16 protein-coding genes are annotated in these 19,149 nt (G+C 70.6%); 11 read left to right on the top strand and 5 right to left on the bottom strand.

From position 1 onward, the window contains the following. Positions 1 to 85 precede the first annotated feature (85 nt). The 3 genes from IE241_RS07800 to IE241_RS07810 form a co-directional block, all read right to left on the bottom strand. The gene (locus IE241_RS07800; RefSeq protein WP_190020867.1) at positions 86 to 946 is read right to left on the bottom strand and encodes a DUF4429 domain-containing protein; all 861 of its coding nucleotides are present in this window, start codon (positions 944 to 946) and stop codon (positions 86 to 88) included. Positions 947 to 1,060: 114 nt separating this feature from the next. Then, positions 1,061 to 2,281: an alpha/beta hydrolase gene (locus tag IE241_RS07805; protein WP_190020868.1), complete on the bottom strand. Its 1,221-nt coding sequence runs from the start codon at positions 2,279 to 2,281 to the stop codon at positions 1,061 to 1,063. A 98-nt stretch (positions 2,282 to 2,379) separates the two neighbouring features. After that, positions 2,380 to 3,042 carry a TetR/AcrR family transcriptional regulator gene (locus tag IE241_RS07810; RefSeq protein ID WP_190020869.1) on the bottom strand — a complete coding sequence of 221 codons (663 nt, stop codon included), beginning with the start codon at positions 3,040 to 3,042 and terminating at the stop codon, positions 2,380 to 2,382. A gap of 113 nt (positions 3,043 to 3,155) precedes the next feature. Between IE241_RS07810 and IE241_RS07815 the strand changes: the two genes are divergently transcribed. Continuing rightward, on the top strand, positions 3,156 to 4,748 hold the full coding sequence (locus IE241_RS07815) for an MFS transporter (RefSeq protein ID WP_190020870.1): 1,593 nt from the start codon (positions 3,156 to 3,158) through the stop codon (positions 4,746 to 4,748). Between the two features lie 116 nt (positions 4,749 to 4,864). Next, positions 4,865 to 5,248 (top strand): peptidase inhibitor family I36 protein, encoded by a 384-nt coding sequence (locus IE241_RS07820; protein WP_190020871.1) that lies wholly within the window; start codon positions 4,865 to 4,867, stop codon positions 5,246 to 5,248. Positions 5,249 to 5,324: 76 nt separating this feature from the next. Here the strand turns inward: IE241_RS07820 and aceE are convergent, their stop codons facing one another. Continuing rightward, on the bottom strand, positions 5,325 to 8,057 hold the full coding sequence (gene aceE, locus IE241_RS07825) for a pyruvate dehydrogenase (acetyl-transferring), homodimeric type (RefSeq protein WP_190020872.1): 2,733 nt from the start codon (positions 8,055 to 8,057) through the stop codon (positions 5,325 to 5,327). A gap of 479 nt (positions 8,058 to 8,536) precedes the next feature. Between aceE and IE241_RS07830 the strand changes: the two genes are divergently transcribed. The 6 genes from IE241_RS07830 to IE241_RS07855 all read left to right on the top strand — a co-directional run bounded on the left by IE241_RS07830 (position 8,537) and on the right by IE241_RS07855 (position 13,159). Beyond that, positions 8,537 to 8,959 carry a DUF3052 domain-containing protein gene (locus IE241_RS07830; RefSeq protein ID WP_190020873.1) on the top strand — a complete coding sequence of 141 codons (423 nt, stop codon included), beginning with the start codon at positions 8,537 to 8,539 and terminating at the stop codon, positions 8,957 to 8,959. Positions 8,960 to 9,169: 210 nt separating this feature from the next. Then, positions 9,170 to 9,628, top strand: a complete 459-nt coding sequence (locus IE241_RS07835) for a peroxiredoxin (RefSeq protein WP_190020874.1) — start codon at positions 9,170 to 9,172, stop codon at positions 9,626 to 9,628. 119 nt (positions 9,629 to 9,747) lie between these two features. Continuing rightward, positions 9,748 to 10,323 (top strand): TerD family protein, encoded by a 576-nt coding sequence (locus IE241_RS07840; RefSeq protein ID WP_030369882.1) that lies wholly within the window; start codon positions 9,748 to 9,750, stop codon positions 10,321 to 10,323. Positions 10,324 to 10,441: 118 nt separating this feature from the next. Then, positions 10,442 to 11,017, top strand: coding sequence for a TerD family protein (locus IE241_RS07845; protein ID WP_190020875.1), 576 nt, complete (start codon positions 10,442 to 10,444; stop codon positions 11,015 to 11,017). Positions 11,018 to 11,066: 49 nt separating this feature from the next. Then, on the top strand, positions 11,067 to 12,227 hold the full coding sequence (locus IE241_RS07850; protein ID WP_190020876.1) for a DUF475 domain-containing protein: 1,161 nt from the start codon (positions 11,067 to 11,069) through the stop codon (positions 12,225 to 12,227). Between the two features lie 188 nt (positions 12,228 to 12,415). Further along, the gene (locus tag IE241_RS07855; protein WP_190020877.1) at positions 12,416 to 13,159 is read left to right on the top strand and encodes a TerD family protein; all 744 of its coding nucleotides are present in this window, start codon (positions 12,416 to 12,418) and stop codon (positions 13,157 to 13,159) included. A gap of 96 nt (positions 13,160 to 13,255) precedes the next feature. Here IE241_RS07855 and IE241_RS07860 read toward each other — a convergent pair whose 3' ends face one another. Then, positions 13,256 to 14,185: a TerD family protein gene (locus IE241_RS07860; RefSeq protein ID WP_190020878.1), complete on the bottom strand. Its 930-nt coding sequence runs from the start codon at positions 14,183 to 14,185 to the stop codon at positions 13,256 to 13,258. Between the two features lie 241 nt (positions 14,186 to 14,426). Here IE241_RS07860 and IE241_RS07865 point away from each other — a divergent pair, with 241 nt between their 5' ends. From IE241_RS07865 to IE241_RS07875, 3 genes are read left to right on the top strand one after another with little or no spacing between them, the layout of a single operon-like run. Further along, positions 14,427 to 15,593, top strand: a complete 1,167-nt coding sequence (locus IE241_RS07865) for an HpcH/HpaI aldolase/citrate lyase family protein (RefSeq protein ID WP_190020879.1) — start codon at positions 14,427 to 14,429, stop codon at positions 15,591 to 15,593. 5 nt (positions 15,594 to 15,598) lie between these two features. Next, complete coding sequence (locus tag IE241_RS07870; RefSeq protein ID WP_190021089.1) at positions 15,599 to 18,331, top strand: phosphoribosyltransferase; 2,733 nt, start codon at positions 15,599 to 15,601, stop codon at positions 18,329 to 18,331. Next, positions 18,331 to 19,125, top strand: a complete 795-nt coding sequence (locus IE241_RS07875; protein ID WP_190021090.1) for an HAD family hydrolase — start codon at positions 18,331 to 18,333, stop codon at positions 19,123 to 19,125. The genes IE241_RS07870 and IE241_RS07875 overlap by 1 nt, the downstream gene beginning before the upstream one ends. Positions 19,126 to 19,149: the final 24 nt, after the last annotated feature.

Here is a 19,149-nt window from a genome sequence, read left to right on the forward strand (position 1 = left end):
GTCACCCCGGGGTGGGGGCTCGCGGGTCATACCGGGGTAGCACCGGTAGTACCAGTGGCAGCGGCCTGCGTGGCACGGAGGGTCGTCACAGCTCGGCGAGCAGCTGCGCCTTCTTCGCGCTGAACTCGTCGTCCGTGAGCAGCCCCGCCTCGTGCAGCGCGCCCAGATGGCGGATGCGGTCGGCGATGCCGCCGGGGTCGGGGCGGGCGGCCGGGACGCGCGCGGAAGGCCCGGCCGGGGCCGCGGCGCGGACGGCCTCCAGGACGGCCGCGGCGAACGGCAGCGACTCGTGGAGCAGGCCGTAGCCCATGCCGAAGACGACGGCCGCCGGATCCTGGTCGGCCTGGCCCGGCAGCCGGTCCTCGGCGCCGCGCGGCACGAGCCGCAGATAGCCGCCGGCGATCTCGGGGGAGCGCCACTGGACGCCCGAGAGCTCCTCGACGGCGAACCGCTGGTCGCCGGCCTTCCACTTGGCGGAGGACGCGCCGGTCCAGAACCACCGGAAGGCGACGGACCTGCCGTCGAAGGAGGCCTTGCCGTCGTAGGCCTTGAAGGACGCCGGCGGAGTGGGGGCCGCGACCAGGGGGCGCTGGGCGGGCTCGGCGGCATCCGGGCCCAGCGCGGCCCGTATCTCGTCGGCGTAGTACTCGGCGAGGGCGTCGCGCTCGGCGGGCAGCACCAGCCGGTAGGGGTCGCTGCCCTCCTTGAGCTGGCCGTCGGCGACGTCCATCAGCGGATCGGCGCCCGGTCTCGGGACCGCACGCAGCACCACCGTCCCGCGCTTCCCCGGGGCCTGCTCGACGGCCGCGAGCGCCTCGTAGGGGATGCGCCGCTCACCGAGCGCCTGGAGCAGCTTCGGTGTGCGGATCCCCCGTTCGAAGCGGATGAGCACGGAGTCGGTGTCGAACTCCCAGACGGTGTGGAAACCCGTCAGCACATCACCCATGCCGTCATCGTATGCGTCGCCCGCCCGCGCGTCCCCCCTGCGGGGAGAGGGGAGCTACGCGCGTTGTCCGTGCGGCGGGGCCCGGACCGGCGCCGCCGGTCCGCCGCGCAGGGGCTAGGCGCCCTCGGCGCAGGAGGCGTCCGCGTCCGCACAGGCCACTGTCGCCGGGGCGCCGACGCCGATGCCGGCGAAGTTGGCGAGGCTCGTCGTGCCGGGCTCGAAGTAGCCGGCGTGGCCCTCCGCGCCGCGGGCGGACAGCACCCGCGCCCCGAAGGCCTGCGAGACGGGGTCGGCGCCGTGCCCGAGGCCCCCGACCTCCAGGTGGGGGACGCCCTGGATCCAGTCGTCGGGGTCGCGCATGGCCCATATCCGGGCGCTGGTCCGCAGCTCGGAGACGTGCTCGGCGCGCATCCCGGGGCTGCCCGCCACCGCGACGTCGGTGACCCGGGGGGACATCTCGCGCGCGGCGACGCCGCACACCACCGAGCCGTAGCTGTGGCAGATGAGGGAGACCCGCGAGGTGCCGGGCAGCGCCCGCACCGCGGCGCGCAGTCGCACGGCGCCCTCGGCGGCGAGCTTGCCGGTGGCGGCGTCCATGCCCACGCCGGCGGGCGAGGTGTAGTCGGCCCAGGCGATGACGGCCGTACGGATGCCGGGGGCCGCCTTGCGCTCGGCGGCGTAGAGGGAGCGGGCCATGCCCACGGGGGCGCTGTAGGACCGCTGGGACTTCTCGAAGGTCAGCACGTTGGTGTCGACGCCGGGGACGACGACGGAGACCCGCTCGGCCCGGTCGAGGTCGCCGATGACCTCCGCGACCCGGCCGTCGCCGGTGGGGTCGAAGGAGAGGATCTGCCGCCCGTCCTCCCGCAGGGACTCGAAGCGGTGCATGCGGCGCGTGGCCTCCTGGCGGCCCACCGGGCTGAGGCCGCTCGCGTGGCTGCGGCGCTTCTCGACGGCGCGGGCCTGGTCGAGGGCGGCGCGGTTGGCGCGGTAGCGCAGGGCGGGCGGGGCCCCGCCCAGGTTGCCGACGACGAAGGGGTGGTCGTCGGCGAGCCGGGCCTGCTGGGCGCCGGTGAGGGAGGCGAAGAAGCGGGCCACGGCGTCGGGGGCCGTCCCCGGGGCCGGCAGCGGTCTGCCCGCCACGGAGTCGTGCAGCCAGGCGCTGAGCGAGACCGTACGGGCGTCCCCGGCCGCCTTGTGGCTTCGGACGGCCGTCCAGCCGGTCGTCCCGAGCATCACGAACACCACGGCCAGTGCGAGCAGTGCGCGCCACACGGTGGCCGTGGTCGTCCACGGTACGGAGGAGGGGGAGCCGAGCTCCGGGAAGGAAGTCACCGCGAAACACAGTAGGAGAAACGCGGCGGCGACTGCGAAGTCCGTGAGCTATCTCACGTTTGAGTGGGGGGAATTGGGCACAAGCGTGGGCTTCTCGATCAGGCGCGCCAGTTTCCGGCCAATGCCGGACCGAGCTGGTCCAGATAGGCGACCGTGAGCAAACGAAGATCTTCCAGACCGTCCTCGCCGCGCTCGCCCCAGATCCTCGCCGTGACGCGCATCACCCCGCCGAACGCCGCCACGAGCACGTGCGGCCGCGGGTCGGCGCCCGGATCGAGGCCCTCGCGCAGGGCGATCTCCCGGGCCAGCCGCTCCTCCATCTCCGAGAGCGCCCGCAGCCGGGCCGCCAGCAGCTGGGGCGTCGACTCGACCATCCGGTAGGTGCGCATGTACAAGGCGAGCGGCACGACCGACTCGACGACCTCGCCCGCGCCCTCCCAGGTGGCGAGCACGGCGCCGCGCAGGGCGGCCAGCGGCGCCTCGGCCGGCGGGCGGGAGCGCAGCGTGGACAGGAAGAGGGCGTCCACGGAGGTCTGCATGGCCAGCGCGACCTCCTCCTTGTTCGCGAAGTAGCGGAAGAAGGTGCGCTGGGAGACCTCCGCGGCCTCGGCGATCTCGTCGACCGTGGTGCGCTCGTAGCCCTTGCGGTCGAACAGCTCCAGGGCGGACCGGATGAGGGTGTCCCGCGTGCGCCGCTTCTTGCGCTCGCGCAGCCCGGACGGCGGTGCGGTACGGGCCGCCGCATCCTCGATCGCCGGCATCGTTCGTCTCTCCTCCGCCACGTTTGTGCTGCTCAGGATAGCCGTGAAGGAAAGTGACAGGCATCGGCGGATGCGGTCGACGGCCAATTGGCAGGCACTGACATAATCTCCCCATGACGTCTCAGACCGCTGTCGCCGAGGCGCAGCCGGACCTCGGGCCCCGCAAGGGGCTCCGCGGGCACCCCTGGCTGACCCTCTTCTCCGTGGCGATAGGCGTGATGATGGTCGCGCTCGACGGCACGATCGTCGCCGTCGCCAATCCCGTCATCCGGGATGACCTCCACGCCTCGCTCGCCGATGTCCAGTGGATAACCAACAGCTACCTCCTCGCCCTCGCGGTCGCCCTGATCACCGCGGGCAAGCTGGGTGACCGTTTCGGCCACCGGCTGACCTTTCTCATAGGTACCACCGGCTTCGCCGCCGCCTCCGGAGCCATCGCGCTCTCCGGCAGCGTGTCGGCCGTCGTCGCCTTCCGGGTCCTGCAGGGCCTGTGCGGTGCGCTGCTGATGCCGGCCGCGCTCGGCCTGCTGCGCGCCACCTTCCCGGCCGGGAAGCTCAACATGGCCGTCGGCATCTGGGGCATGGTGATCGGCGTCTCGACCGCCGGCGGCCCGATCCTCGGCGGCGTCCTCGTCGAGCACGTCAACTGGCAGGCCGTCTTCTACATCAACGTGCCGGTCGGCGCCCTCGCCCTCGCCCTGGGCCTGGTGATCCTCAAGGACCACCGGTCCGACCACGCCCCGCGCTCCTTCGACCTCCCCGGCATCGGCCTGCTCTCGGCCGGGATGTTCTGCCTCGTCTGGGCGCTGATCAAGGCCCGGGACTGGGGCTGGGGGGACGGGAAGACGCTGCTGTTCCTGGGCGGCGCGGCCCTGGCCCTCATTCTGTTCGTCCTGTGGGAGAGCCGGGCCCGCGAGCCGCTGCTGCCGCTGCGGCTCTTCCGCTCCGTCCCGCTGAGCGCGGGCACCGCCCTGATGCTGCTGATGGCCTTCGCCTTCATCGGCGGGCTGTTCTTCGTCACCTTCTACCTGCAGAACGTGCACGGCATGAGCCCGGTCGACTCGGGCCTGCACCTCCTGCCGCTGACCGGCATGATGATCGTCGCCTCGCCGGTCGCCGGCGCGATCATCACCCGGGTCGGGCCCCGGGTCCCGCTGGTCGTCGGCATGCTCCTGACCACCGTCGCGTGCTTCGGCATGTCCCGCCTGGAGGCCGGTTCGGGGACGGGGGTGATGTCGGTGTGGTTCGCCCTCTTCGGCCTCGGCCTGGCCCCGGTCCTCGTCGGCGCGACCGAGGTCATCGTCGGCAACGCACCGCTGGAGCACGCGGGCGTCGCGGGCGGCCTGCAGCAGGCCGCCATGCAGGTGGGCGGCTCGCTCGGGACGGCCGTCCTGGGCGCCGTCATGGCCGCCCGGGTCGACAGCGCCCTGCCCGGCAAGTGGGCCGGCGCGGGGCTGCCCCCGGGCAGGCCGGAGGAGATGGCGCAGGCGGCCGACGCCGTGGCGGTCGGTGTGCCGCCCATCCCGCCGGGGACTCCGCCGGACGCGGCCGGGAAGATCACGGGCGTCGCGCATGACACTTTCGTGTCAGGGATGAGCCTGTCCTTCACCGTCGCCGCCGTCGTCGCGGCCGTGGCCGCCGTGGTCGCCCTGTTCACCAAGCGCGGATCCAGCCCCGGGGCCGCGGCCGGGGCAGGTCATATTTGAGCCTGTCCGGACTGCTTCCCCTATCAGGGCCCCGCACCGCGGGGCCCTCTTGGCAGCTCCGATCACTCCCGTGCAGGATGCGGAATGCAACACCGCCGACACAGGGAGTGATCCTCATGCGTACGATCCGCACCGCCGCCGCCGTGACGACCGCGGCCGCCGCTCTGGCCCTGCTCTCCGCGCCCACCGCAGGCGCCGCGGGCACGGCCGGCCAGGGGCGGCTCGGTTCCTGCGCGGCCGGGCAGCTGTGCCTGTGGCCGAAGGCCGGCTTCCACGGGACGCGCAGCACGAGCGAACTCGCGGACATCGGCATCGAGGACTGCGTGGCCTTACCGGCGGGCAGCAGCGCGTCCTCGCTCGTCAACCGCACGGGGCGCCCTGTCACTACGTATCAGAGCGCTACGTGCGCGGAGACGGGTGAGTTCAACACGTACCCGTCGGGGACGTGGGTCCCGGAGAGCCCGTACGTCGTCCGGGCGTACAAGGTCTGGGAGCACTGACCGCCGCTGAAAACGCCGGTGCCCCCGGGCCAGCATCGCTGGCCCGGGGGCACCGGCAGGGAAACGGGGTGACCGCTTAGGCGTCGCCGCCCGCGGCGCCCGGGTCGGCCGCCGTGACGTCCAGCAGCTGGTAGCGGTCCACCGCCTGCTTCAGCACGGAGCGGTCGACCTTGCCCTGCTTGGCGAGCTCGGTGAGCACGGCCAGGACGATCGACTGGGCGTCGATGTGGAAGAAGCGACGGGCCGCGCCACGGGTGTCGGCGAAGCCGAAGCCGTCGGCGCCCAGGGACTGGTACGCACCCGGCACCCAGCGCGAGATCTGGTCCGGAACGGCCCGCATCCAGTCGGACACGGCCACGAACGGGCCCTCGGCGCCCTGGAGCTTCTGCGTCACGTACGGGACGCGGAGCTCCTCCTCCGGGTGCAGGAGGTTGTGCTCCTCCGTCTCGATGGCGTCCCTGCGCAGCTCGTTCCAGGAGGTCGCCGACCAGACGTCCGCCTTGACGTCCCACTCCTCGGCGAGGATCTTCTGGGCCTCGATCGCCCACGGCACCGCGACACCGGAGGCCAGGATCTGGGCCGGGATCGCGCCCTTCTCGCCCTGCGCGAAGCGGTACAGACCCTTGAGGATGCCCTCGGCGTCCACGTCCGCCGGCTCGGCCGGGTGCTGGATCGGCTCGTTGTAGACGGTCAGGTAGTAGAAGACGTCCTCGGCGTTCTCGCCGTACATCCGGCGCAGACCGTCCTTGACGATGTGCGCCATCTCGAAGCCGAACGCGGGGTCGTAGGAGACGACGCCCGGGTTGGTGGACGCCAGCAGCTGCGAGTGGCCGTCGGCGTGCTGCAGACCCTCACCGGTCAGGGTGGTGCGACCCGCGGTGGCGCCGAGCACGAAGCCGCGCGACAGCTGGTCGGCCATCTGCCAGAACTGGTCGCCCGTGCGCTGGAAGCCGAACATCGAGTAGAAGACGTAGACCGGGATCAGCGGCTCGCCGTGCGTCGCGTAGGCCGAGCCCGCCGCGATCAGGGAGGCCGTGCAGCCCGCCTCGGAGATGCCGTCGTGCAGCATCTGGCCGGTCGGCGACTCCTTGTACGCGAGCAGCAGCTCGCGGTCCACGGACTCGTACTGCTGGCCCAGCGGGTTGTAGATCTTGGCCGACGGGAAGAACGCGTCCATACCGAAGGTGCGGTACTCGTCGGGGGCGATCAGCACGAAGCGCTTGCCGATCTCCTTGTCCCGCATGAGGTCCTTCAGGATGCGGACGAACGCCATGGTGGTGGCGATCGACTGCTGGCCGGAGCCCTTCTTGGCGGTCGCGTAGACCTTGTCGTCCGGCAGGGCCAGCGGCTTCGACCGGTCGACGCGGGTGGGCACGTAGCCGCCGAGCGAGTTGCGGCGGTCGTGCATGTACTGGATCTCCTCCGAGTCGCGACCCGGGTGGTAGTACGGCGGCAGGCCGGACTCCAGCTCCTTGTCGGCGATCGGGATGTGGAGGCGGTCGCGGAAGCGCTTGAGGTCCTCGACCGTGAGCTTCTTCATCTGGTGGGTCGCGTTGCGGCCCTCGAAGTTCGGACCGAGGGTCCAGCCCTTGACGGTCTGCGCGAGGATCACGGTCGGCTGGCCCTTGTGCGCCTTGGCCGCCGCGTACGCCGCGTAGATCTTCTTGTGGTCGTGACCGCCGCGGCCCAGGTGCAGGATCTGGTCGTCGGTCATGCCCTCGACCATCTTCCGCAGACGCTGGTCGTCGCCGAAGAAGTGCTCACGGATGTACGCACCGGTCTCGGTGGCGTACGTCTGGAACTGGCCGTCCGGGGTGCTGTTGAGCTTGTTGACCAGGATGCCGTCGCGGTCCTGCGCCAGCAGCGGGTCCCAGGAGCGGTCCCAGACCAGCTTGATGACGTTCCAGCCGGCGCCGCGGAACTGGGACTCCAGCTCCTGCATGATCTTGCCGTTGCCGCGCACCGGGCCGTCGAGGCGCTGCAGGTTGCAGTTGACGACGAAGGTCAGGTTGTCCAGGCCCTCACGGGCGGCGATGGACAGCTGGCCGAGCGACTCCGGCTCGTCCATCTCGCCGTCGCCCAGGTACGCCCAGACGTGCGACTTGGAGGTGTCGGCGATGCCGCGCGCCTCCATGTAGCGGTTCATGCGGGCCTGGTAGATCGCACCGAGGGGGCCGAGGCCCATCGAGACGGTCGGGAACTCCCAGAAGTCCGGCATGAGGCGCGGGTGCGGGTAGCTGGAGAGGCCGTAGGGGGCCTTGGACTTCTCCTGGCGGAAGGAGTCCAGGTTCCGCTCGGAGAGCCGGTCCAGCAGGAACGCGCGGGCGTAGATGCCGGGGGAGGCGTGGCCCTGGAAGAAGATCTGGTCGCCGCCGTCGCCCTCGTCCTTGCCGCGGAAGAAGTGGTTGAAGCCCACGTCGTACAGCGAGGCGGAGGAGGCGAACGTGGCGATGTGACCGCCGACGCCGATGCCGGGGCGCTGGGCACGGGAGACCATCACGGCCGCGTTCCAGCGGGTCGCGTTGAGGATCTTGCGCTCGATCTCCTCGTTACCGGGGAAGAACGGCTCGTCCTTGGTCGCGATCGTGTTGACGTAGTCCGTGCTGCGCATCTCGGGCACCGCGACGCGCTTCTCGCGTGCGCGCTCGATCAGGCGAAGCATGAGGTAGCGGGCACGTTCCCGGCCTCGCTCATCGACGGCTGCGTCGAGCGAGTCGAGCCACTCCTGGGTCTCTTCGGGATCGAAGTCCGGGACCTGGCTGGGAAGGCCGCCAATGATGATCGGGTTGCGATCGGATCCGGAAGCCACGCTGTTCCTTCGCTGTTCGGTCGTGGTCGTGCTCTGCACGCGATGTTGCTGCGCACGCGGTCAAATATGGCTCTGCTTTATGTCGCGCCGGTCCCATCGTGGACCGCGGCGGCGGAAACGTCATCTCTACTGGGCGGTAACCACCACTGGTGAGACGAAGCAGCGTTTGTTGGTCGCCCGGGGCGGCCAAATCGCAACCTTACGCCCCCAAAGAGGGTCCTCCGTGTACGGCTGTTCGGGGTCGGCGGGCGTCATCGCATGGAGTAACTTCGCAAAACGGGCAAAGTTCTGTGTTGTGAATCACTTACCCCTCCTGCCTCATGGTTGGAGTTGCCATAGGACGTCCGCGTCCGTCAACGTTTCGGCGGTCTCGATGGCCGGGTACTTGCGCGATCCGTCCGTCACGTGTGGACTACGCCCATCGTTTCGCGTACGCGCGAGACGAATGCAACGTCTCGAAGGATGACAGGAGGAAATCCGTGAGCGCGACCGCGGACCACGCGGAGGAGCGGACCAATCCAGCCGCAAGGCTGGGTTTCGAGCCCGGACAGGTGGTCCAGGAGATCGGTTACGACGACGACGTCGATCATGATCTCCGTGAAGGTATTGAGTCCCTGATCGGCCAGGACCTCGTCGACGAGGACTATGACGACGTGGCCGACGTCGTCCTGCTGTGGTTCCGGGATGAGGACGGAGACCTCACGGACGCGCTGGTGGACGCCATCGGCCTGCTGGAGGACGGCGGCAACATCTGGCTGCTGACGCCCAAGACCGGCCGCGACGGCTACATCGAGCCGAGCGACATCCAGGACGCCGCGCAGACCGCCGGGCTCTCCCAGACCAAGAGCATCAGCGTGGCCAAGGACTGGACCGGCACCCGCCTGGCCGCCCCCAAGCGCTAGGGCCGACCGCCGGCCCCTGGGCCCGCCGCCGAAAGCCGCCGCCGCGCCCCCCGACAGCACAGCTGACGGGGGGCGCGGTGCGTCGTATGCCGGGGGCGCGGTGCATCGCACGGGGCGCGCAGTGACACACTGGCGCCCTACCCGCCGGTGGCCGGGGCCGGGCGCACGACGGCCCCCGGGCCGGCCCCTGCCGAGATGAGGGATGCGAACATGGCGATCGAGGTCGGCACCAAGGCCCCGGACTTCGCGCTGAAGAACCAGCACGGCGAGACCGTCCGGCTCTCCGACTACCGCGGCGAGAAGAACGTCGTCCTGCTCTTCTACCCCTTCGCCTTCACCGGTGTGTGCACCGGCGAGCTGTGCGCGCTGCGCGACGAGCTGCCGAAGTTCGTCAACGACGACGTGCAGCTGCTGGCCGTCTCCAACGACGCCCCGTTCTCGCTGCGCGTCTTCGCCGAGCAGGAGGGCCTCACCTACCCGCTGCTCTCCGACTTCTGGCCGCACGGCGACGTCAGCCGCGCCTACGGCGTCTTCGACGAGGAGAAGGGCTGCGCGGTGCGCGGCACCTTCATCATCGACAAGGAGGGCGTGGTGCGCTGGACCGTCGTCAACGGCCTGCCCGACGCGCGTGACCTGGACGAGTACACCAAGGCGCTCGCGGCTCTCTGAGCAAGAAGCATGTAATCGGTGGGAACCGGTCACTAGGATCCACACGTTGACCGGATGCCATCGCACACGGGGGCGCAGGCGGAGACCTGCCCTCTCGAACTCGAACCAATGGAGGACTCGTGGGAGTCAGTCTCAGCAAGGGCGGCAACGTCTCGCTGACCAAGGCGGCCCCGAACCTGACCGCGGTCATCGTCGGTCTCGGCTGGGACGCCCGTACCACCACCGGTACGGACTTCGACCTGGACGCCAGCGCACTGCTGACGAACGACCAGGGGAAGGTCGCCAACGACCAGAACTTCGTCTTCTTCAACAACCTCAAGAGCCCCGACGGCTCCGTCGAGCACCAGGGTGACAACCTCACCGGTGAGGGCGAGGGCGACGACGAGGTCATCAAGGTCAACCTGGCCGGCGTGCCCGCCGATGTCGCCAAGATCGTGTTCCCGGTCTCGATCTACGAGGCCGAGTCCCGTCAGCAGAGCTTCGGCCAGGTCCGCAACGCCTACATCCGCGTGGTGAACCAGGCCGACAACACCGAGCTGGCCCGCTACGACCTCAGCGAGGACGCCTCGACCGAGACCGCCATGGTCTTCGGCGAGCTCTACCGCCACGGCGCCGAGTGGAAGTTCCGTGCCATCGGCCAGGGCTACGCCTCGGGCCTGCGCGGCATCGCGCAGGACTTCGGCGTCAACGTCTGACCGACAGGCCATCCGCGTCCGGCGCCGCACCCCCGCTTCCCGGGAGTGCGGCGCCGGACGTGCACGGTGCCCCCACTGCCCGGGGGCGCCGGATCTCGACCGGGGAGGAAACAAGATCATGGGCGTCACGCTCGCCAAGGGAGGCAATGTCTCCCTCTCCAAGGCCGCACCCAACCTCACCAATGTGACCGTCGGTCTCGGCTGGGACGCGCGCTCCACCACCGGAGCCCCCTTCGACCTCGACGCCAGCGCCCTGCTGTGCGCCACGGGCCGGGTGCTCGGCGACGAGTACTTCGTCTTCTACAACAACCTCAAGAGCCCCGAGGGCTCCGTCGAACACACTGGCGACAATCTCACCGGTGAGGGTGAAGGCGACGACGAGACGATCCTGGTCGACCTCACCCAGGTCCCGGCCGCCTGCGACAAGATCGTCTTCCCGGTCAGCATCCACGACGCCGATGTCCGCGGCCAGAGCTTCGGCCAGGTCAGCAACGCGTACATCCGTGTCGTCAACCAGGCCGACGGCACCGAGCTCGCCCGCTACGACCTCAGCGAGGACGCCTCCAGCGAGACGGCGATGATCTTCGGTGAGGTCTACCGCTACGGCGGCGAGTGGAAGTTCAGGGCGGTGGGACAGGGGTACGCATCGGGCTTGCGCGGCATCGCCCTAGACTTCGGGGTCAACGTTTCGTAAAGCCGCGCACGGCGCGGGGGAAACCCCATAACGAAGGATTGGGTAGCCAGTGCTCCTGAAAACCTTTGGTTGGTCGTTCGCCATCACGGCGGCCGGACTGGCCTTGGCCGGTGTTCTCTGGGGGTGGCAGGGGCTCGCGATCGTCGCGATACTGTCCGTCCTCGAGATCTCGCTCTCGTTCGACAATGCGGTCATCAATGCCGGAATCCTCCGGAAGATGAACCCGTTCTGGCAGAAGATGTTCCTGACCCTGGGCATCCTCATCGCCGTCTTCGGTATGAGGCTGGTGTTCCCGGTCGTCATCGTCGCCATCACGGCGAAGCTGGGGCCGATCGAAGCGGTCAAGGTCGCCATTCAGGATCACGACCGGTACGAGGCGCTGGTCACCAGCGCCCACCCGGCCATCGCCGCATTCGGTGGCATGTTCCTGCTGATGATCTTCCTGGACTTCATCTTCGAGGACCGGGACATCAAGTGGCTCGCCTGGCTGGAGAAGCCGCTCGCCAAGCTCGGCAAGCTGGACACCCTCTCCGTCGTCGTCTCCCTGGTCGTCCTGATCATCGCCGCCACCACCTTCGCCACCGCCGTTCCGGTGCACGACGGTGAGGGCACGATCGACAAGGCCTCGACGGTCCTGCTCGCCGGAATCGGCGGTCTGGTGACGTATCTGATCGTCGGCGGCATCTCCGGCTACTTCGAGGAGCGCCTGGAAGAGGACGAAGACGAGGACGAGGGCGACGAGGGCGCGGGCGGGAAGAGCGGGGCCGAGGCCGCGAAGAAGGGCGGCGGCTCGGTCGTCGGCCTCGCCGGCAAGGCCGCCTTCTTCATGTTCCTCTACCTCGAGGTCATCGACGCCTCCTTCTCCTTCGACGGTGTCATCGGCGCCTTCGCCATCACCAACGACATCTTCGTGATGGCCCTCGGTCTCGGCATCGGCGCCATGTACATCCGGTCCCTGACGGTCTTCCTCGTCCGCAAGGGGACCCTGGACGACTACGTCTATCTCGAGCACGGCGCGCACTACGCCATCGGCGCCCTCGCCGTCATCCTGATCGCCAGCATCAAGTACGAGATCCCCGAGGTCGTCACCGGTCTCATCGGTGTGGTCCTCATCGGGCTGTCGTTCTTCTCCTCCGTGGTGCGCAACCGCAGCGAGGCGGAGGGCGGCAGCGACTCCGGCGCCAAGTCGGAAGTCGCTTCCGGGGTGTGACCCGTCCCCTCCGGGATGGGCCCCGGCTTTGCGGGGTGTGACCCATCCTTTGCGGGGTGTCACCCTTCCCGGGGTGTGACCCTGGCACATTTGAGGAACGCTCTCAGCGGGGCGGTCGTGAGGCTCACCTCACGGCCGCCCCGCGGCAGTTGAGCGGGAATGTGCAAAAAGGGTGGGGGTTGGTTCTCATGGCGGTCTGGGACAGGTTCTTCAGCAACTGGGGGCGCGCGGCCGCGCAGCAGCTCGACTTCGGCGGTGCCAACGGCGCCGTCGAGCTGACCAAGCGTCATCCCTCGTTCTCGCTCACCAAACAGGGGGCCGTCACCGGCAATCTGCGGGTCAACCTCTCCTGGCGGATGCGCACCTCGGACTTCGGCGACCGTCCCGGCCGCGTCCAGGGCCTGCGGCACCCGATGCGTAAATTCCGGCCCGAGATGGTGCAGGCGCAGGGCCCGGCCATGGTGAACGTCGACCTCGACCTCGCCTGCATGTACGAGCTCCAGGACGGCGCCAAAGGCGTGGTGCAGCCCCTCGGGAACATACTGGGCAGCATCAACAGCCCGCCGTACGTCCAGCTCAGCGGCGACGACAGGTTCGGCTCCGGGTCCGGCGAGACGATCTACATCAACATGGACCACCGCGCCGAGATCAAGCGACTGCTGATCTTCGTCTACATCTACGACGGCACCCCGGCGTTCGACCGTACGCACGCCATGGTGACGCTCTACCCCGGCAACGGCCCCCGGATCGAGATCGCGCTCGACGAGCGGGCGCCGGAGGCGCGGTCGTGCGCCGTGGTGATGCTGGAGAACGTCAAGGGCGAGATCCTGCTGCGGCGCGAGATGAAGTACGTGTATGGGTTCCAGGCGGAGCTGGACCGGCTGTACGGGTGGGGGTTGCAGTGGGGGAGGGGGTACAAGACGAAGGTGTGAGCCTGGCGTCCCGCGGTGCGGGGGGCCGTAAAAAATTCAGCCCGTCCGGCGCTTGAGGACCGGGGTCCGGGGCAGAGCCCCGGGACGGTGCTGCGGTCAGCGGTTCGGCAGGAACTGCGGCCCTTGCGGCGGCAGCCGGAAGGCCGGATCCGGCACCGGCCGGTACGGCGGCGGATACCCGTAGGCCGGTGCGCCCGTGGGTGCGCCCGCGGGCGCGGGCTGCTGCGGGTAGCCGTACGCCGGCTGGGGCGTCGGCTGAGGAGCCGGCTGCGGCGGTGCCACCGGCGGGATGGGGGGCGGTGGCGGGTAGCCGTATCCGCCCTGCGGCTGCGGCTGCGGCTGAGGCGTCGGCTGCGGCGCCGTCGTCGGCTCAGACGTGTGCACCGGCTCGGACGCCGGCGCCGGCCCCGGTACGTTCGTCGGCGCGGGCGCAGCCGCCCCCGTCGGCGCGGGCGCGGACGCCCCCTCCTCGGACTCGTCGACCGAGATCCCGAACTCCGTGGCCAGTCCGACCAGCCCCGAGGCGTAGCCCTGCCCCAGCGCCCGGAACTTCCAGCCCTCCCCGCGCCGGTAGAGCTCCCCGCAGATCATCGCGGTCTCCGAGCCCGTCTCCGGCTGGACCTCGAACAGTGCGAGCGGCTCCCCGGACTGGCCCGGCGGGACCGCCGCTGCGTCGTAGACCAGGACGCACAGGTCCCGTACCTGGCCGAAGTCGCCGCCGTCCGCCGAGGCGGCCAGCACGACCCGCTGCACCGAGGGCTCCAGCGCGGTCAGGTCGGTCTCGATCGCGTCCGTCAAGCCCTCGACCAGTCGTTTCTTGGGCAGATGGCGGACGGCGCCGGAGGGGTGGCGCGGCTGGTTGTAGAAGACGAAGTCCTCGTCCGAGCGGACGCGGCCCTCCTCGCCCACGAGCAGGGCGGAGGCATCCACGTCCGGGACGCCCGGGCCGGGGGTCCAGCGCAGTACGGCCCGCACGGCGCGGGCGTCCAGCGGGATGTTCGACCCCTTCAGCATGGCGTGCGTCATGTCCGCAATCCTGCCCTCCCACGGCTGCGAGGGACAACGCAGGGGGCAGTGGCGGTGCCGACGATCACGAAACCGGCACACGGCGCACCTGCCGGATCCCCGTGCTGACACTTTGGAGACTCATGTGGGGCCCCAGATTTTCATGCATTTGGGGAACTCTTGACCCGTCGCCGGACGTACGATAATCGGCCACACTTCTGCCCGGACGAGCCGGTGGGAGGTCTGGTACGCGGGGAGAGTAATGAGGCATTTCGAACACCTTGCGCCCTCAGTGCGGAATGGACTATTCCACCGGGAGCCGGTCGCCTTCGACGCCGGCTCCCCGGCCCGTACGCTCTCCGTCGCCCTCGGCGCCACGCTCTACAGCCCCGCCACGCGGCCGGCCCTCGCGGCGGACATCGCCAAGCAGGCCGAGCGCGGTGTCGTGTCCATGGTCCTCTGCCTGGAGGACTCCATAGGCGATCACGACGTCGTCGCCGCCGAGGAGAACCTCGTCCGGCAGTTCGCCGCCCTGGACGGGGCGGGCGGTCCCGTGCCCCTGCTCTTCATCCGGGTCCGCGAGCCCGGCCAGATCACCGATCTCGTGCGGCGGCTCGGGCCCGCCGTCCGGCTGCTCTCCGGCTTCGTCCTGCCGAAGTTCACCGAGGAGCGGGGAGTCCCCTTCCTTGAGGCGCTCACCGAGGCCGAAGCGGAGTGCGGGCGGCGGCTGTTCGCCATGCCGGTGCTGGAGTCGCCCGGACTGCTGCACCTGGAGACCCGGCGCGAGACCCTCGCCGGGATCGCCCGCACCGTCGACAAGTACCGCGGCCGCGTGCTCGCGCTGCGGCTCGGCGTGACCGACTTCTGCTCCGCGTACGGGCTGCGGCGGGCCCCTGACATGACCGCTTACGACGTTCAGCTCGTCGCCTCCGTGATCGCCGATGTGGTGAATGTGCTGGGGCGGGCGGACGGCAGCGGGTTCACCGTTACAGGGCCTGTGTGGGAGTACTTCAGACAGCACGAGCGGATGTTCAAGCCGCAGCTGCGGCGGACGCCCTTCGCCGGGCCCGCGGAGGAGCTGCGCACCGCCCTCATCGAGCACGACATGGACGGGCTCCTGCGGGAGATCCAGCTCGACCGGGCGAACGGGCTTCAGGGCAAGACGTGCATTCATCCTTCGCATGTTGCCCCTGTGCATGCCCTGTCTGTGGTGAGCCATGAGGAGTTCAGCGATGCGCAGGACATTTTGCGGCCCGAGCGGGACGGGGGCGGAGTGCTGCGGTCCGCCTACACGAACAAGATGAACGAAGTGAAGCCGCACCGGGCCTGGGCCGAGCGGATCATGCTGCGCGCCGAGGTGTTCGGCGTCGCGCGGGAGGACGTGAGCTTTGTGGAGCTGCTGGCGGCGAGTGTGGGGGCGGGCGCGTGAGCGCTGTGTGGTCGGGGCGGTGGGTTGCGGACCGGCTGGGGGTCTCGCTGGACGGTGACGCGCAGCTGGAAGGCCTTCTCGGGCTCGCGCTGCGGCGCAATCCGAAGCGGGCGCATCTGCTGGTGTCCAACGTGCTGGGCAAGCACGTGCCGGCGCGTCCGGCGGTGGTGTACGAGTCCGGAGCGGGGCTCGGGCGGCGGGTGCGGGCGCTGCTGGGCGAGGCGGAGGCGGCGCGGGCCGTCGTCCTCGGGTACGCCGAGACGGCCACGGGGCTCGGGCATGCCGTGGCGGACGGGCTGGGGCTTGCGCCGTATCTGCACTCGACGCGGCGGGCCGTGGCGGGCGTCGCCCCGGTCGGGGGCTTCGAGGAGGAGCACAGCCACGCGACGTCGCACCTGCTGCTGCCCGAGGATGCGGGGTTGCTGGGCGGGGACGGGCCGCTTGTCCTGGTGGACGACGAGTTCTCCACGGGGCGGACGGTTCTGAACACGATTGCGGCGCTGCACGCGGGGTTTCCGCGGTCGCGGTACGTGGTCGTTGCGCTGGTCGACATGCGGTCGGCGGAGGACCGGGGGCGGCTGGAGGCTTTCGCGGCGGAGCTGGGTGCCCGGGTGGACCTGATCGCTCTGGCTTCGGGGACGGTGCGGCTGCCGGAGGGGGTGCTGGAGCGGGGGCAGGAGCTGGTTGCGGAGTGGGAGCGGGAGGCGGCTGCGGCTGCGGGTGCGTCCGGGGTCCGGTGCCGGGGGCTCCGGGGTGGGGGTCCGGGGCCGTATATTTACGGGCCGGCGCCCCGGACGTCACGGGCACCGGCGATTGGCCCACAAATACACGTCAGCGCCCCGGACCCCCACCCCTGCGCCCCCGCCACCTCCCGCGCAGACCTCCCCTGGCCGCCCGGAGTCCCGGACGGCGCCCGCCACGGCTTCACCCCGGAACAGAGGGAGAGGCTGGAAGCCGCCCTACCGGCCATGGCCGCCCGCCTTGGCGCCACCTTGGTTGTGGGCAATCGCGCCGACCTCACCACCCTGGTTGTGGGCAATCGTGCCGACCTCACCACCCTGGTTGTGGGCAATCGTGCCGACCTCACCACCCTGGTTGTGGGCAATCGTGCCGCTGGGGCGGCACGGGTGGGCACAACCGCACCCGCAGACGGCAATGGTGCTCAGCCCCCGCTAAGGGAAGCCGCACCCGCAGGCGACAACGGCGGCACCCCGCGCCGCATCCTCGTCCTCGGTAACGAGGAGTTGATGTACGTACCCCTGCGCCTCGCCGCGGCGCTGGACGACGTCCTCGACGGCGCCGAGGTCTTCTTCTCGACGACCACCCGGTCACCCGTCCTGCCCGTGGACGACCCGGGCTACGCGATCCGATCGCGGATCACCTTCCCCGCACACGACGCCCCGGACGACGGCCCGGGCGACCGCTACGCGTACAACGTGGCGGGCGCCGGCTTCGACGCAGTCGTCGTCGTGGTCGACTCCCGTGGCGATACGCCCGAACTCCACGCCCCCGGCGGCCTGCTCGACGCAGTCGCCCCGCATACCGGCCAGGTGCTGCTGGCCGTCGTTCCCTCCTACGTTCCCGAGGTCGCTTCCTCCATGCCCGAACCGCTCAGAGGCCCCGCCTTCTCCTCCTACGAGCCGGAGGACGTCGGCTGGCTCCTCCAGGACCTGTCCGGTGTCGAGCTGGAGGCGCCCACCGAGGAGCGGGAGGAGGCCATTCAGAGCGGTGGCGCGCACTACGCCGAGTCGCTGCCCGTCGAGTACCAGCCGAGCGAGCAGTACCAGGCGCTCTTCCACGCCGCCCTGAAGACGTCGGCGCGGCGTATGGCCCGTGCCGTCGGGGCCGTCACCGAGACCGTGCTCGCCGAGCGTTCGCCCCGGCCGGTGCTCGTCTCGCTGGCCCGGGCCGGGACGCCCGTCGGTGTGCTGATGCGCCGCTGGGCGCGGCACGCGCACGGTCTGGACCTGCCCCACTACGCGGTCTCCATCGTGCGGGGCCGGGGCATCGACCGTGTCGCCCTGCGCTGGCTGGCCGAGCACCACGACCCCCGTGACGTCGTTTTCGTGGACGGCTGGACGGGCAAGGGGGCGATCACCCGTGAACTCGCCGAGGCGCTGGAGGAGTTCCCCGGATTCGACCCGCGGATCGCCGTGCTGGCCGACCCGGGGCAGTGCGTGGACACCTACGGCACCCGGGACGACTTCCTCATCCCGTCCGCCTGTCTCAACTCGACCGTTTCCGGGCTGATCTCCCGTACCGTCCTGCGTGCCGACCTGGTGGGGCCGCAGGACTTCCACGGGGCGAAGTTCTACGGCGAGCTGGCCGGGGCCGATGTGTCCCGGGCCTTCCTCGACGTCGTCGCCGGCCGTTTCGGCGAGGTGGGGGAGGACGTCGCGCGGGACGCCAAGGAGCTGGCCGCCGCCGACCGGACGCCCACCTGGGCGGGCTGGGCGGCCGTGGAGCGGATCAGCGAGGAGTACGGCATTCACGACGTCAACCTCGTCAAGCCGGGGGTGGGGGAGACCACCCGCGTGCTGTTGCGCCGTGTCCCGTGGAAGATCCTCGCCCAGCGCGGGGCCGGGGCGGATCTGGACCACGTGCGGCTGCTCGCCGGGCAGCGGGGCGTGCCCGTCGAGGAGGTGGACGGGCTGCCGTACAGCTGCGTCGGCCTCATCCACCCCCGCTACACCCGCGGCGCCACCGGCGCCGACGGCAAGGCGGTGACGGGCCGGTGATCGTCGCCAGTGATCTCGACCGGACCCTCATCTATTCGGCTGCGGCGCTCGATCTCGCCGGGCCCGACGCCCTTGCGCCCCGGCTGCTGTGCGTCGAGGTCTACGACCGCAAGCCGCTGTCGTACATGACCGAGGCCGCGGCCGGCATGCTGGCGGAGCTGACCGCCTCCGTCACGTTCGTGCCCACGACGACCCGGACGCGTGAGCAGTACGGGCGCATCAGCCTGCCCGGCCGGCCCGCCGCGTACGCGATCTGCGCCAACGGCGGCGAACTGCTCGTCCACGGCGAGTCCGACCGCGGCTGGCGGGCCGGTGTGGAGCGGCGGATCGCCGCCGAGTGCGCCACGCTCGCCGAGGTGCGCGAGCGCCTGGTGCGGACCGCCGACCCGGTGTGGCTGCTCAAGGAGCGCACCGCCGAGGATCTGTTCGCCTATCTGGTGGTGGACCGTTCCCTGCTGCCCGGGGAGTGGGTCACGGAGCTCACCGAGTGGGCCGGGGCCCGCGGCTGGAGCGTGTCCCTGCAGGGCCGCAAGCTCTACGCCGTGCCCCGGCCGCTCACCAAGAGCGCCGCGGTCGCGGAGGTCGCGCGGCGTACGGGCGCCTCCGAGGTGCTGGCCGCCGGCGACTCCCTGCTCGACGCCGATCTGCTGCTGGCCGCCGGCCGCGGCTGGCGGCCCGGCCACGGCGAGCTCGCCGACTCCGGCTGGTCCGCCCCGCACGTCACGGCCCTGGAGACGCGCGGCGTGGCCGCGGGCGAGGAGATCCTGCGGGCTTTCACGGGCGCGGCGGCGTAGGCTCGTTCGCGGTTTTGCGGCAAG

Origin of the sequence: Streptomyces hiroshimensis (assembly GCF_014650335.1) — a bacterium.
In the GTDB taxonomy this organism is placed as follows: Bacteria; Actinomycetota; Actinomycetes; order Streptomycetales; family Streptomycetaceae; genus Streptomyces; species Streptomyces hiroshimensis.